The organism is Geobacter sp. DSM 9736 (assembly GCF_900187405.1).
Taxonomy (GTDB): Bacteria; Desulfobacterota; Desulfuromonadia; order Geobacterales; family Geobacteraceae; genus DSM-9736.
In genome coordinates, this window is sequence record NZ_LT896716.1 from 811,794 (window position 1) to 826,055 (window position 14,262).

General features: G+C 55.9%; 16 protein-coding genes. 2 read left to right on the forward strand and 14 right to left on the reverse strand.

Going from position 1 to position 14,262, the window contains the following annotated elements; all coding sequences use genetic code 11:
* Nucleotides 1–100: 100 nt before the first annotated feature.
* Entirely contained in the window at nt 101–265 is a 165-nt protein-coding gene (locus CFB04_RS17795) for a hypothetical protein (RefSeq protein ID WP_157698707.1), read from the forward strand.
* A gap of 41 nt (nt 266–306) precedes the next feature.
* On the opposite strand, the gene CFB04_RS03795 is transcribed toward CFB04_RS17795, so the two are convergent.
* From CFB04_RS03795 to CFB04_RS03825, 8 genes are all read right to left on the reverse strand, one after another.
* Nucleotides 307–1,233 carry a hypothetical protein gene (locus CFB04_RS03795; protein ID WP_088534041.1) on the reverse strand — a complete coding sequence of 309 codons (927 nt, stop codon included), beginning with the start codon at nt 1,231–1,233 and terminating at the stop codon, nt 307–309.
* Between the two features lie 54 nt (nt 1,234–1,287).
* The gene (locus CFB04_RS03800) at nt 1,288–2,049 is read right to left on the reverse strand and encodes a copper resistance protein B (RefSeq protein ID WP_088534042.1); all 762 of its coding nucleotides are present in this window, start codon (nt 2,047–2,049) and stop codon (nt 1,288–1,290) included.
* Nucleotides 2,046–3,842 (reverse strand): copper resistance system multicopper oxidase, encoded by a 1,797-nt coding sequence (locus CFB04_RS03805; protein WP_197692561.1) that lies wholly within the window; start codon nt 3,840–3,842, stop codon nt 2,046–2,048. The genes CFB04_RS03800 and CFB04_RS03805 overlap by 4 nt, the downstream gene beginning before the upstream one ends.
* 493 nt (nt 3,843–4,335) lie before the next feature.
* Nucleotides 4,336–4,920: a M23 family metallopeptidase gene (locus CFB04_RS03810; protein WP_369833212.1), complete on the reverse strand. Its 585-nt coding sequence runs from the start codon at nt 4,918–4,920 to the stop codon at nt 4,336–4,338.
* Between the two features lie 3 nt (nt 4,921–4,923).
* Nucleotides 4,924–5,853, reverse strand: coding sequence for a cysteine synthase A (gene cysK / locus CFB04_RS03815; RefSeq protein ID WP_088534043.1), 930 nt, complete (start codon nt 5,851–5,853; stop codon nt 4,924–4,926).
* A 41-nt stretch (nt 5,854–5,894) separates the two neighbouring features.
* The gene (locus CFB04_RS17800; RefSeq protein WP_157698708.1) at nt 5,895–6,071 is read right to left on the reverse strand and encodes a hypothetical protein; all 177 of its coding nucleotides are present in this window, start codon (nt 6,069–6,071) and stop codon (nt 5,895–5,897) included.
* 318 nt (nt 6,072–6,389) lie between these two features.
* Nucleotides 6,390–6,548 (reverse strand): YHS domain-containing protein, encoded by a 159-nt coding sequence (locus tag CFB04_RS17805; RefSeq protein ID WP_157698709.1) that lies wholly within the window; start codon nt 6,546–6,548, stop codon nt 6,390–6,392.
* Nucleotides 6,549–6,571: 23 nt separating this feature from the next.
* Nucleotides 6,572–7,090: a hypothetical protein gene (locus CFB04_RS03825; RefSeq protein ID WP_231934360.1), complete on the reverse strand. Its 519-nt coding sequence runs from the start codon at nt 7,088–7,090 to the stop codon at nt 6,572–6,574.
* Between the two features lie 433 nt (nt 7,091–7,523).
* Between CFB04_RS03825 and flgC the strand changes: the two genes are divergently transcribed.
* On the forward strand, nt 7,524–7,961 hold the full coding sequence (flgC, locus tag CFB04_RS03830) for a flagellar basal body rod protein FlgC (RefSeq protein ID WP_088534045.1): 438 nt from the start codon (nt 7,524–7,526) through the stop codon (nt 7,959–7,961).
* 176 nt (nt 7,962–8,137) lie between these two features.
* Here the strand turns inward: flgC and hypE are convergent, their stop codons facing one another.
* The 6 genes from hypE to hypA all read right to left on the reverse strand — a co-directional run bounded on the left by hypE (nt 8,138) and on the right by hypA (nt 14,234).
* Complete coding sequence (hypE, locus tag CFB04_RS03835; RefSeq protein ID WP_088534046.1) at nt 8,138–9,151, reverse strand: hydrogenase expression/formation protein HypE; 1,014 nt, start codon at nt 9,149–9,151, stop codon at nt 8,138–8,140.
* Between the two features lie 295 nt (nt 9,152–9,446).
* Nucleotides 9,447–10,538, reverse strand: a complete 1,092-nt coding sequence (hypD, locus tag CFB04_RS03840) for a hydrogenase formation protein HypD (RefSeq protein WP_088534047.1) — start codon at nt 10,536–10,538, stop codon at nt 9,447–9,449.
* Nucleotides 10,535–10,765 carry a HypC/HybG/HupF family hydrogenase formation chaperone gene (locus CFB04_RS03845; protein WP_088534048.1) on the reverse strand — a complete coding sequence of 77 codons (231 nt, stop codon included), beginning with the start codon at nt 10,763–10,765 and terminating at the stop codon, nt 10,535–10,537. Before CFB04_RS03845 ends, hypD begins: the two co-directional genes overlap by 4 nt.
* A 25-nt stretch (nt 10,766–10,790) precedes the next feature.
* Nucleotides 10,791–12,992: a carbamoyltransferase HypF gene (hypF, locus tag CFB04_RS03850; RefSeq protein ID WP_369833214.1), complete on the reverse strand. Its 2,202-nt coding sequence runs from the start codon at nt 12,990–12,992 to the stop codon at nt 10,791–10,793.
* An 81-nt stretch (nt 12,993–13,073) separates the two neighbouring features.
* A complete protein-coding gene (gene hypB, locus CFB04_RS03855; RefSeq protein WP_088534049.1) occupies nt 13,074–13,901 on the reverse strand; it encodes a hydrogenase nickel incorporation protein HypB in 828 nt (275 codons plus the stop codon).
* A complete protein-coding gene (gene hypA / locus CFB04_RS03860) occupies nt 13,902–14,234 on the reverse strand; it encodes a hydrogenase maturation nickel metallochaperone HypA (RefSeq protein WP_088534050.1) in 333 nt (110 codons plus the stop codon).
* Nucleotides 14,235–14,262 lie beyond the last annotated feature (28 nt).

Sequence of the window (14,262 nt, forward strand, 5' to 3'; positions counted from 1 at the left end):
CGGGAGATCCTGGCGGCCGACTATAATGACAAGAAGTACTAGAGGCCGATAAAGGTGGTGGGTACGTTAGGACACTGTGGAATGTTGGGGGAGCAAGGTAATGCTTGCCTTCAGGAGCGAGAAGAGCGCTGATGACTTTGTGAAAGCTTTTGGCGGGAAGAGGTTCTCCTTCGACGAAGCCCTTAAAGCAAGCTACCTCGATATGGACATCAGGGAAAAGGCCGCCGGTAAAGCTGCCGGGCGCTGTGCAGCGCCTAAGCTATAGAATTGCGTGACCCTGCGGGTGAAGGCCACGCAATCTTCACATCACATCATCATTCCGGTGCTTCCAACCATGACAGTGGCCGTTGCTGATTTTGTCGGGTCGGAAGTGCTGGTCCCCTTGATTAGGTACATCCCTTGGCGAGCCGGAGCCGTATAGAGACCACCCTCTGAAATAGTTCCGCCGTTTGTGCTGACAACAGACCAGGTCACCGGAACGGTTGCGGTGAACTGCTGCGTGCCGCCTACCTGCACTTTCGCCGAGGCGGGGGTAATCGTTACACCGCTGGTTGCCGGAGCGCCTGGAGTCATGATGTTTCCGGACATCATGGTCCCGCCAGAGATGTTTACCATCGTACCTGAATAGACTTGGGTACCGTTGACATACATCATGGTTACGTTGCCATTCTGATCGATTCCCATTTTCACATCGTCAAACATCCTGTCCATCCCCTGGCCGATGGTGAACTGCCCTTTGACGGGATCGGCGCCGGCGACGCCGTAAGCGCTCATCAGGGGCTCCATCGTCTGGTGAAGCCGCGTCCTCGACGTGCTCATGTTGCCGAACATGGTGTTCATCCTGGTCCTGTCCGGGTTCCGGTAAAACGTGTTGAGGGAAGACATGTTGCTGAAGCCTCCCATGTCGGCCACGATGAGGTTCGTCAGCGGATTGATGTTGGCGGTGCCGGGACCTCCGCTCATGGAATAGAGGGAGCCTGCCCGGAGCAGGAACGGCGGGGTCTTCCCGCTGACGTCGAAGGAGAACACACCGTTCCGGGCATTTATGCTCGTGGTCATTTCCGGGCTGCCGGCTGCGTCCTTGAGAAATGCGGTGCCGCTCACGGGCGCACCGGTCGCCGCAACCCCGGAAACCGTGGGTCCAGAGCCGTCTCCCCCTCCGCAGCCGGTAAGTGAAATGCATAGAGCAATCGCGATACCTGCGTTCTTCAACCCTTGAAATCCCTTTCGCATAGCTGCCTCCCTTTGCTGAAGTTTCAAAGTACGACAAGTATACCCTTGAACTCTTCAGAACCAGATTCGGACCCCTGCCGCCAGGGAGAGCTCTTCCGGCTCTCCACCCTCCCGGCGGGTAATGTTCGCCGTTTCGCCCAAATCGCGGCGCCACGTGATGCCGATGTAGGGAGCGAACTCCCTCTCCATTTCGTAGCGCAGACGAAGGCCCATCTCGATGTTGCTCATTCCGCTCCCCACACCGAATTTCTCGACTTTCTGCACGGCAAGCTCCGTCTCCACCCGCGGCTGAAGGATCAGCCGCTGCGTCAGGAGCAGATCGTATTCGGCGGTGATCCGGGCGGAGATGTCCCCTTCCTCGCTTATGAACAGGGAGGGCTCGACCTCGAACCAGTAGGGGGCAACTCCCTGGAACCCAATGACGGCGAATGTCCGGGTCCGGTCGGGGCCGGGACCGTACTTCCACTCCTGTCTCGCGCCGACCTGAAAGTCCCAGAAGGGGGAGATGAGCCTGCCGTAGAGAACCTGCGCGTCTGTCTCTCCCGCCGGCCTGCCGCTAAGATCATGGGTCCCTTCGGTTTTGAGCCAGATGCGGTTATAGTCCCCGCCGACCCAGCCGAAGATGTCCCACCGGACCCTGTCCCCCCCATCGGAATCCCTCTGATACTCCAGGAGGTCGGTGAGAAGGTACCCGATGACGGGGCTGTCATGGACGGGGGAGGGCCACCCCTCACCGGCGCGGGCTTCTCCCCACGTCGTCGCTAGGACCAGGAGCGGCACCAGCCGAAGAAGCTGACGAAATGATTTCCGCCTCATTCCCCCACCCCCTGCGCCGGTTGCGATACCGAGACCACTCTGAACATTCCCGCTTCCATGTGGTAGAGGATATGGCAGTGGAAAGCCCAGTCACCGGGGGCGTCGGCTGTGACGAGGAAGGAGAGCCTCTCGGCTGCCTTTACGTTGATGGTGTGCTTGAGGGGGTTTAGCGGGCCGTTGCCGTTGTCCAGGATCATCCACATGCCGTGCAGATGCATGGGATGCTCCATCATCGTGTCGTTCACGAAGGTGACGCGCAGCCTCTCCCCGTACCGAAAGCGTATGGGGGTAGGGTCGTCGGAATACTTCTTCCCGTTGATCGACCAGATGAACCGCTCCATGTTCCCGGTAAGGTGGAGTTCGATTTCCCGTTCGGGCTCACGTGTGTCGTAGAATGGTTTGAGTGCCCGCAGGTCGCTGTACGTCAGGACCCGCCACTGCATGTTCTCCAGCCCCGTTCCCGGCTCGTCGAGGCGGCTTCTCGACATCATGGCGACCATGGCGTTGCCGGGACCGTGGCGATCAGGGCCGTGCATTACGGCGCCGGCCCTCCCCCCTTTGGGGGAAAAGCCGTGCGCGTCGTGAGCCGCGCCGTGGACGGCTTCTCCATCACCGGGCATCTTCATACCTCCACGGTCCATGCCGCCGTTGTGAACCATTCCCATGTCCGCCATCGTCAGAACCGGCCGTTTGCGGCGCTCCGGGATCGACACAGCCACCCCCTCCCGCGGCGCGAGAGTACCGCGGGCGTATCCGCTGCGGTCCATTGATTCGGCAAAGATGGTGTAGGCACGATCATCCTTCGGCTCGACGATCACGTCATAGGTTTCCGCAACCGCGATGCGGAACTCCTCCACCGTCACCGGCTCCACGTACTGGCCGTCCGCCAGCACGACCGTCAGGGGAAGGCCCGGTATGCGGATGTCCATGATGCTCGCTGCAGATGCGTTGATGAAGCGGAGCCGCACCTTTTCTCCCGGCCGGAATAACCCGGTCCAGTTGGCCCGTGAGGAAAGACCGTTTATCAGATACGTGTAGGTGGCGCCGGTCACATCCTGGAGGTCGGTGGGGTCCATCTGCATCTTTCCCCATTCGAGACGGTCCTTGACGGTATCCCAAAATCCGTTGCGGCCTGCGTCCCGGATGAAGTCTCCCATGGTCCTCTTCTGGTAGTTGTAGTAGCCGCCTTCCTTTTTGAGGTTCCTGTAGACCTCTTCCGGTTTTTCAAACGTCCAATCGGAGAGCATGACGACATATTCCCTGTCGAATTCGAACGGTTCCGGCTCGCGGGGATCGATGATCAAGGGCCCGTACTGCCCGGACTGTTCCTGGAAGGCGCTGTGGCTGTGGTACCAGTAGGTCCCGCTCTGCTTGAGGGTGAAGCGGTAAGTGAATGTTTCTCCCGGTGCGATGCCGGCGAAGCTGACGCCGGGAACGCCGTCCATTTCGTGGGGAAGGAGGATGCCGTGCCAGTGAACGGAGGTCGGCTGGTCAGGCATCATGTTGGTGACGCGGATCACCGCCTCCTCACCTTCGCGAAAGCGGAGAAGCGGCCCCGGAACCGATGCGTTCATCGCTACCGCGTTTCCCCATTCTCCGTCGACCCGGAGTTTGAACTGGTGAACCGAAATGTCGTATCGGCCGGGGCCGGACGCCGGTTTCGGAACCATGGAGGTGGTTGCGGCGAAGACAGGCGTCGGCGGCAACATCCTGCCGAAGGCCGTAACGGTCCCAATTGCAACGAACCCACGGAGAAATTTCCTTCTCGTAACATCCTGCACATTCTCGTTCACTGCTACACTCCTGTGTTGCCCGGCGAAATCTCCAGGTGCCGTCACAACCGGCCTCACGACATCCGTACTTATTTTAACCAGTTTTTCTCATTTTACTACGGACCCGAATTTCATTACTGACGATTCGGTGGTCATGGCGAAAGTGGCTGGACGCAACAAGACCTCGTGCGCAGCGTCTCACGAGGTCTTGTTTACCAGGGGCAGAACTGAATATGTAGCAGGGAGGAGTAGATGAGCAATAATAAAATTATGAGTGGCGAGGCGATATGCTTTTCGTCTTCTAATTAGTTATATTCATAGATTTCCATGTATATGAATCATGATCTACTTTCATTAAGGTGTCAGACTGGCTGCTCATCAAAGCTAGGGCCAGTACGCATTGAGAGAAATGTGCTCGTGATTAGGCAGGAAATGGAGAGAAGGGAAGGGCGACGAGAGGAGCCGTAAATGTGAAAAAGCTCCCAACGGTGCTGCGGGGAGCTTTAATGACAGGTTACCCTCCCTGTCCGTTTACGTTGCTGGTTGCGGAGTTGCTTATTTTCTTCAGTATGGAGTTCACTGTCTCTTCCAGCCTCTGCTCCTGCTGATATCTAAGATCAGCAGCGGCAAACTCGCGTTCGGCTCGTTTTTCAATGCTTGCAGTCGTCGCAACTTGGCCATAGGGCATTGTCTCGTAGTGGATGTGGGGGCCGGTCGACCTGCCGGAATTACCCGACAGGGCTATCACGGTGCCCGCTTCTACATGCTCTCCCAGCCGGACGTTGAAGGAAGAATTATGCCCGTAAAGGGTCCGGTTGCCGTTAGCATGTTCGAGAATGACGGTGGTTCCGTGGCCGCCGTGGGTGCCGGCGAAAACCACCCGCCCGCCCCTAGTGGCTCGGACGGGGGTTCCTGTCGGCACTGCGATGTCTATGCCGCGGTGGTAAACAGGTCTACCGCTGCCGAAGGGATCGATACGCCATCCTACCCTGGAGGTAACGACTCCTGTGGTAACCGGCAAATCGAGGTCGGCTCCGGCGGAGAGCGGCAGAGCCAAAAGCATCACGGCGATGAGGAAAATGAGCGTCCCTGACCGCAAGCGCTACAGCCCCTGAAAAAGAACCGTACTCAAATACCGCTCTCCCGTGTCGGGAAGGATAACCACGATCATCTTCCCGTGGTTCTCCCTCCTCACGGCTATTTCCATGGCTGCGAATGCTGCTGCGCCGGAGGATATGCCGACCAGCAACCCTTCCTCCCGCGCTAGTCTGCGGGCAGTGTCGATTGCTTCCTCGTTGGATACCTGAAAGATCTCGTCGATCACCTTACGGTTGAGGATCTCAGGCACGAAACCGGCACCTATGCCCTGGATTTTGTGGGCTCCCGGTTCACCACCGGAGAGAACCGGGGAATCCAGGGGTTCGACCGCAACAACCCTGACCGAGGGCTTCCTCTTTTTAAGAACCTCGCCTACGCCGGTTATGGTCCCGCCTGTTCCCACACCTGCCACGAGGATGTCCACTTTGCCGTCTGTGTCCTTCCAGATCTCTTCGGCTGTCGTAAACCGGTGGATATGGGGGTTTGCGGGGTTCTTGAACTGCTGTGGAATAAAAGACCCGGGCGTTTCCGCCGCCAGTTCTTCCGCTCTTCTTACGGCACCCTTCATCCCTTCTGTTCCAGGGGTCAGCACAAGTTCAGCACCGTAGGCTTTCAGTAGATTTCTCCGCTCCATGCTCATGGTCTCTGGCATGGTGAGGATAAGGCGGTATCCTTTGGCGGCGCATATATATGCGAGGGCAATTCCCGTGTTCCCGCTTGTCGGCTCGATGATTACCGTGTCCCGGTGGATGAGGCCACGTGCTTCCGCATCCTTGATCATGGAGAATCCGATGCGGTCCTTGACGCTGCCGCCCGGATTGAACGACTCCAACTTTCCGATAATGTCCGCTTCCAACCCCCGTGTTATCTCGGAAAGCTTCAACATCGGTGTCTTCCCGATGAGGTCAGTCATATTCTTGTAGATCTTCGACATTATTCGATCCTCGTATTCATTTAGTGCTGACTGACTGCACCTTAGCAATGCTTAAGGCACTCTTCAGAACTCATGATGATGGAGCAGATTTTTTCCGTTCCCTTATGGGCGGCAGATATTGTCGGCTTCCCCATCGTCAGGGTGAGCATTACTGCGGACAAGGCGAGAAATTTCCAAAACAGCATCTTCTGAAGGGAATTGATAATTCTTTCTTCCATGGCGCTACCTCCTGTTGTTCTCGTGCGTTAGTGTGAGTGTCCGCCGTTGCTGCCGGACCTGCCTTTGTACCCCGTGCTTGATCCGTTACCATAACGACGATACTCATCGTGTCTATCCGCTGGACCCGCGTATTTTCCGTCCAGAAAATCTAATACCACACAGCCCGACAGCAGGGAAACGATCCCTGCCAGTATGAGCATCCTGCAAACGTTTTTCATGGCCACTCCCTATTTGATAATAAGCCTTTGCATCAGCTCGTTACTTTATAAAAAACGGCGCACTCCAAGAAGGAGGGTAAAACAGAAGTGCGCCAAACTTCATGTTCCTAGAGCGGCGTAACGTGCAGGAGCAATCCGGAACTTCTCCAGGCATTCGTAACAGCAGAAGTAGTAGAAACTTCCACGGTATGAAAGGATCCCGTTCGCTTTCCGCCAGTCGATCAGTTCGCCGCAGACGGGGTCTCTGGCGATGTCCATCTCAGCCGTTCCTGTCGTGCTTTTTACAGAGCTATCAGCATCATCGGTATCATCATGAGGAGCATCAACCCTCCTCCCCACCAGCCCCATTTGCCGCCACCGAAATGATGGGAGAAGAAGCCGTGGCCCTCGTGTCCCGAGGGTTTTGCTTCTCCGACCGTAGCATTGACCTCGTAACGGATAGCTTCGGCATGCTGCTGTGGATCGGCGACGGTCGCTACAACCTTATAGTCACCGGTTTTTTCAAAGCTCCACGAATCGATGTATTCATCTTCCAGAACATCAACCTCTCGTTTCAGCACCGGTTCAGCTTTGTCCTTCTCGTACACTTCAAGGGTTACTTTTCTGTCGGTAACCGGCTGCCCGTCCTTTTCAAGCTTCAGTGCAAGGTTCACCTTGCTTTCTGCCGTCAGTTCGTCCGGCGATAGCTTGACCGTAGCTTTCAGATCGTTTTGCGTGAAGCTCTGTTCCATTGCCAGTGCCAAAGCAGGCATACCAAGAATAAGGCATAGAGTTGTGAGATAGAGAACCTTGTGTATCACTGTTACCTCCGGGATTGGTTTTGAATCAACTTGAGCAAACGTTGTGCCAGAATAAAACATAAGTAAAAACAGCTAGTTGTGTAGAATGTCGGATGCTGGTATGTGAAGAAAAAACTACATCAATAGCAGTATATTCTCCGCTACGATGAGCAAACACCGGCACCTTGCCGTTCAGGGGACGTTTCTGTGGCAGAGGCTTTTATACTCAGGCATCCTTGCGGGGGATTTAGAGAAATGCGTGAGTATTGAGGCGATAATCTGACACACCTGCTTAATATTCCTCAGGATATTAATCGCCGCTTCGATTGGCATCATGGCTATGCCTTGAATTTTAAAAGAGATCTGAAAAGTCCTGCTCTCGGCATGGAGATTGAAACGCTTGAGTAATGGAAGCTTCGAGCGGTGCAAAAATGACGAAAGCGAGGTCTAAGACATGGACTCATTCAACGCAATGGAAATTAGCGCTTCAGCTTTAACGGCAGAGAGAAGGAGAATGAACCTGATTTCCAACAACCTCGCCAATGCAAATTCAACTCGCACTGCCGAAGGAGGACCATATAAGCGCAAGGACGCGGTGTTTGCAGCCGTATCTGCGCCCGGTTCGTTCGCGGAAGCTATGGGGCGTGCAAGAGGAAGAGAGCCGCAGAAGGTTGAGGTAATGGAAATTGTCGAAGATCAAAACCCTCCGCGGATGCAGTACGATCCTACGCATCCCGATGCGGACCCGAAAGGGTATGTGGCATATCCCAATGTAAACGTTGTGGAGGAGATGGCTGACATGATGGCTGCAACGAGGGCTTACGAGGCAAACGTTACAGCCTCGAAGGCTGCGATGAGTATGGAAATGAAGGCGCTAGAGCTGCTGAAATAGCTCCAGCCGACAGTTGATGTACATTTTTCGGAGCGGCTCAACTTGTTCAGTAATAAAGCTCTTACACTATGAAAAAGCATGGCATGCGGTGCTGGTCGTTTGCTGCCTGGGGGCTCGGCAGATATTAAAAATGGCTGCCAGTTGCTGCTGGACTACTGACGGAGTAATCTCCAAATTCAGCAAATCCGCGGCAGTTGTTCACCTGCCAGCATCTCAACCGCCCGGATTCCTCCGATGGAGGTTTGCAGCTGTACTTTTCCGCCGCCGGTTCCGGTTACTTCACCGATAATCGCACTGTTCTTCCCGAGAGGGTGCTTACGCATGCGGGCCAGCACCCGGTCGACAGCATCCGGAGCTACAAAAAGTAAAAGCTTGCCTTCATTCGCCACGTAGAGCGGGTCCAGCCCCAGCAATGAACAGGCTCCCTTGACTGCTTTTCCCATCGGCAGAGCCGCTTCTTCAAGCATTACCGTTACCTCGGACTGAACGGCTATTTCCTTGATGGTTGTCGCAACTCCTCCTCGGGTCGGATCGCGTAACACATGGACAGCCTCCCCCCCTTCTTTCAGAAGCTCTTCAACCAGCCCGTTGAGAGGGGCGCAGTCACTGGTAATTTCCGTTTCCAGTTCCAGCCCCTCCCGTGAAGCCAGCACGGCAATCCCGTGGTCCCCGATGGTGCCGTTGATTATGATTCTGTCCCCCTGCTGGGCGCGGCTACCGTCGATCCGATAATCATAGTCGTAAACGCCTACGCCTGAAGTATTTATAAATATCTTATCCGCCTTGCCTCGGGGGACGACCTTGGTATCCCCGGTTACGATTGTTACCCCGGCTTGGTCTGCCGCTTGCCGCATTGCCTTCAGAATAATGGTTAGGTCGCCTCGGCTGAACCCCTCTTCGATTATCAGTCCCACGCTCAGGCATAGCGGGCGGGCGCCCACCATGGCCAGATCGTTGACAGTGCCATATACCGCCAGCTCGCCTATGTTGCCGCCCGGAAAGAAGATCGGGTCAACAACATAAGAGTCGGTGGTAAAGGCGAATCGCCTTCCTCCATGTGAGACAAGTGCGGCATCGTTCTGCTCGTCAGGTGACTTGCCCGATAGTACGGGAATGATCAGACCGGACAGCAACTGGTGGGAAAGTTTCCCGCCGCTGCCATGGCCAAGTAGGATGAGGTCTTTATCCAAGTGCAATCTCCTTGTTTATAGTAGATGTAATTGCGTGAGCGATGAAAGGTCGCTTCCGCTGCGTGCGTCTGTCTTTGCGGGCTTGACGGGTCGATCTCAGCGGCGGTTTACGCCGCAAGTGGGGGGACAGCCGTTCCGGCGACCGGCCCCGGTATCTCCGCTCCACCGAACCGCCATCTCTCATAAATTCAGGAAGAAAGCACAATAGGGGGTTCAGAGCAGAGAAACTCGATGTCAACAAAGCAGGCGGAATAGTCCGGGCTGTCAGCGTTGCCTCGCGTGGTTATAGTTCCGCCTAAAGCCCGTATTTGAAGACTGCCGCACAGGTCCCCTCCGAGGATACCATGCACGCTCCGACGGGAGATTCAGGTGTACACGCGGCACCAAAGAGCGGACACTGGGGAGGAGATGCCTTCCCTTTGAGAATTTCCCCGCATAAGCAGGCCAGCGGCTCCTGCGGCTCTTCGACCGTGACTGGTATAGAGACTTCCGCGTCAAAGGCTCTGTATCGTTCCGCAATTGCCAGCCCGCTTCCGGGAATGACGCCCAGCCCGCGCCATGCGGCGTCGCAGACGGTGAAAACCTGTGCCAGGACCTCCTGGGCTCTCCGGTTTCCTTCCCGCTTCACCACGCGGCTGTATTGGATTTCCACCTCGCAGCGCCCTTCCATTACTTGGCGCGCCAGCATTTCCACTCCCTGCATTATGTCCGTCGGCTCGAAACCGGTCACGACACACGGCACATGGTGTTCTTCCGCAAGGGCTCGGTACGCATCCGCACCGATAATGGCGCTGACATGGGCAGGGCATATATAACCGTCGATTCCAAGTTCCGGATCCGAAGTGAGAACTTCCATCGCATAGGGAATCGTCTTGTTGTTTGCGAGCACGAAGTAATTATCCAGCCCCAGCTGATCAGCTGCCAGAATGCTCCCCGCAATGGGAGATGCGGTTGTCTCGAAACCCACTCCGAGAAATACCACCCGGAGGTTTGGGTTGTGCTGCGCCAGCTTGACGGCATCGAGCGGAGAATAAACAATGCGGATGTCTGCACCACGGGCGCGCTCTTCTATCAGCGACGAACTGGAGCCGGGAACCCGAAGCATGTCGCCGAAGCTGGCTACTATGGTTCGCGGCAGACGGCTGTATGCAACAGCCTTGTCCACATACCCGATGGGAGTTACGCAGACGGGACAGCCCGGTCCGGAAATGAGGCGGACCTGGGCGGGGAGCAGGCTGCGAATCCCGTATTGATAGATGGACATGGTGTGGGTGCCGCAAACCTCCATGAAGGCCATCGGCTTCTCCCTTCCCGACACGGCCTCCCGGATCCTTGCCGCCAACCCAAGAACGGTGGCTTTGTCCCGAAACTGATCAAGATAGTTCATAGCATATCCTCCGGCCGGAAGAGCTCGCGCATCAGTTCCAGGGTCTGCAGGGCATCTTCTTCATCCAGGCGGGATATGGCAAACCCCGCATGGACGACTATAAAATCCCCCCCCCCGACCTCTTCATCCATGAGCATCAGGCTCGCTTCCCGTCTGACTCCATCTATTTCCGCCACTGCATTTGTGCCTTCAATGCCGATAATCCTCATGGGGACACCTACACACATTATCCTGTCTCCTTCTCGGGTTCGCTTAAACAGCCATGCGGCCGGCCACTACCGCTTGGCCGAGGGCAAGCCCTCCGTCATTGGGAGGAACAAGCCGGTGGACAAATACATCGTAGCCCCTTTGTTGAAGTGCATGGAACAAGCCTTCAGTAAGGAGCCTGTTCTGGAAGACACCTCCCGACAAGACAACTCGGTTTACCCCCGTATCCTCGCGGATCTTGCCGCACATATCGGCAGACGCGGCCACGATCGTATCGTGGAAAGAGCGGGCAAGCAAGGGGGGAGGTTGTCCCGCCAGCATGCCCTCGACAACGGCAGCCATGGTCGGTGTGCAGTCCGCTACCAGCATTTCATTTTTTCGCACGATCTGGAAGGGTAGGGCATCCTTTTTCTGACAGCGCTCCGCGAGCGCTTCCAGTTCCAAAGCGGCCTGCCCTTCATATGAGACCCTGTTCCTGAGGCCGATGATTGCCGCTACGGCATCGAACATTCTGCCGCAGCTGGACGTGGACGGTGAATTTATCCCGCTATCCATCATGCGAGCCAGTGTCTTCTTGTTACTCTGGCCGAGCGCCTCCAGGAAGGGCAGGGGCAGCTCAAAAGCTTTGTCACCGTAACAGGCACGGCAATAGGCGAGGGCCATGCGGTAAGGCTCCTTTACAGCGGCATCTCCACCGGGCATCGGGACTTGACTGAAGTGGCCGATGCGACGGTAGGAACGGCAGTCCCCGAGCAGGAATTCTCCCCCCCAGATGGTCCCGTCTGGCCCATAGCCGGTGCCGTCGAAAATGACGCCTATGGCTTGCTCCTCGACCCGGTTTTCCGCCAGACATGAAGCCAGATGGGCATGATGGTGCTGGACCCCCACGGTCGGAAGCCCCATCTGAGCTGCAAAGGTGGTTGAGTAATAATCAGGATGAAGATCATGTGCGACGATCTCCGGCTCCACATCCAGGACGTGCCGTAGGTGGGAAGCGGTTTCCTCTAGGAATCGTTGTACGGACACATTCTTCAAATCTCCGATATGCTGGCTCAGAAAGGCTGTATTGCCGCGGGTGATGCATGAAGTGGCCTTGAGTTCGGCACCTGTGGCTAAAACAGTTCGCTGAACTGCTGGGATTTGTATGCCGCGGGGAGCGAAGCCTCTGGAGCGCCGCAGGAAAAGCGGTCCTCCCTGAAATACCCGAATGACGGAATCGTCGGTAGCGGTATGGATCCGCCGGTCATTAGTCAGGAAAAAATCGGCGATTCCTGCCAAGCGAGCAACGGCATCTTCCTCGGCATAGGCAATCGGTTCATCGCTTACATTGCCGCTGGTCATGACGAGGGCTGTGAAGTTTTCCCGCAGAAGCAGGTGGTGTAGCGGTGTGGATGGCAGCATCACTCCGAAGTAATCGTTAGCCGGTGCAACCATTCGGGCGATAACGTTTGCTTCTCTTTTTTTCAGAAGAACGACAGGTCGTTCCGTTCCGGAAAGAAGCTGCTGCTCGATTTTTCCGCATACCGCGTAGCTGCTTACTTCCGCAAGGCCGGCTGACATCAGGGCGAAAGGTTTTTCATCACGTCTCTTTCGCCGCCGCAGCTCCAATACGGCTTCTTCGTTGCAGGCATCCACAGCCAGATGGTAGCCGCCAATCCCCTTGACCGCGACTATCTTCCCCTCACGTAGAAGACCTATAGTTGCCGTCACGGACGCATCACCACACCTTCCGGTTTCACGACCGGATGCGTCGAGCAGCCTCAACCGAGGTCCGCACGTCGGACACGCATTGGGTTGGGCATGAAATCTTCGATCAGCCGGATTGTAGTACTCGGCCAGGCAGTCATCGCACAAGTCGAAATCAGACATGGTGGTTAGTGCCCGGTCATAGGGCGTCCCGGTTATAATCGAGTAGCGCGGGCCGCAGTTGGTGCAGTTGATGAAGGGATAACGGTATCTGCGGTTCGCCGGATCGAACAATTCATGCAGGCAGTCGGGGCAGACATCGCAGTCCGGGCTGATGTGCGTGTTGCTCTCTCCTCCACCGCTGGAGAGAATAAGAAAGGAATCATCTCCATTCACAGGAAGCTCTGCTTTTTTAACGCGAGCTATGACTGCAAGGGGTGGAGCGTGCGGCTCCACCTCGAAGCAAAATTTATCGACGGCGGCACAGCTTCCTTCCGCTTCAAGTTCGACACCGCCTGGAGTGTTGCGGACCCAACCATTGATACCGTGGCGTGCGGCCAACTTGTAGATGAAAGGCCGAAACGACGCCTTGAACGATACCCTCTATTTCAATTCTTACCCGCTTCATGGAACGCCTGCGATTTATTTCCTGTTATCGTACATTTGACTTCCTGAACAATCTAACGGCTCAGCGGACTTTGCCGCCGCAACCCCTGCCGCGATCCACCGGTACCAGGCCTCGATCCCTGTGCCGGTTAGAGCCGAGACCTCGAAAATCAGTATCCGTGGATTTACACGCCACGCCATCTCACGGCATTTACGGATATCGAACATCACGTGTGGAGCCAGATCAACCTTGTTTATGAGCATCACGTCGGCGGCCCGGAACATATGAGGGTATTTGAGCGGCTTGTCCTCTCCCTCTGTTACGCTCAGAACCGCCACCTTGTGCTGCTCCCCCAGGTCGAATGAAGCAGGACAAACCAGATTTCCCACATTCTCGATAAAAAGCAGATCAAGACCGTCAATACTCAATTCATCTACTGCGTGGGAAACCATATGAGCGTCAAGGTGACAGCCGGCACCGGTGTTGATCTGTCGTACGGGCGCTCCAGTTGCTGCTATACGGACTGCATCGTGATCCGTCTGCTGATCCCCTTCGATGACAGCGGAGCGGAACCTCACGCGCAGGTCGTTTAGCGTTCTCTCCAGGAGAGTCGTCTTTCCCGATCCGGGCGAACTCACCAGATTCAGCACGAACATGCCGTGATCTGAGAACCTTCTGCGGTTTCTGCGGGCGAACAGGTCATTCTTCGCCAGAACATCGGTCTGGATCGAGAGGCGCTTCGTTTCATTCTTGCTGCCGTCATTGTGATGATGAAAATGGCTGTTGGGGCCATCATCATAATGATGATCACGGGAATGGTCATGATGGGAGTGATCGGCAGAACAGCCGCATGTGATGCACATTCAGGAAACCTCCAGTTCTTTCACCCTCAGCTCTTCGCCGACGGTCATCGTGACCAGATGACTGCCGCAAGCCGGGCACGGGTCGTAACAGGTATGCATAGAGAAGACAGTATTGCATTGGTAGCATGCCCCTGCGGCGGGAATCCGGTGAATCACTAGCTTAGCCCCTTCCAGCAGGGTTCCTTTAACGCAGGCATCAAAACAGAACTCAATCGCTTCCGGGATTACACCCGAAAGCTCGCCTATTTCCATTGTAACAGAGGTGACGGGGCACCCGCCGACGCTGTTTTCGCATATATCGACGACGCTCTGTACTATTGACAATTCATGCATGAGGATCTCGTGATGCTGGCTCTACTGT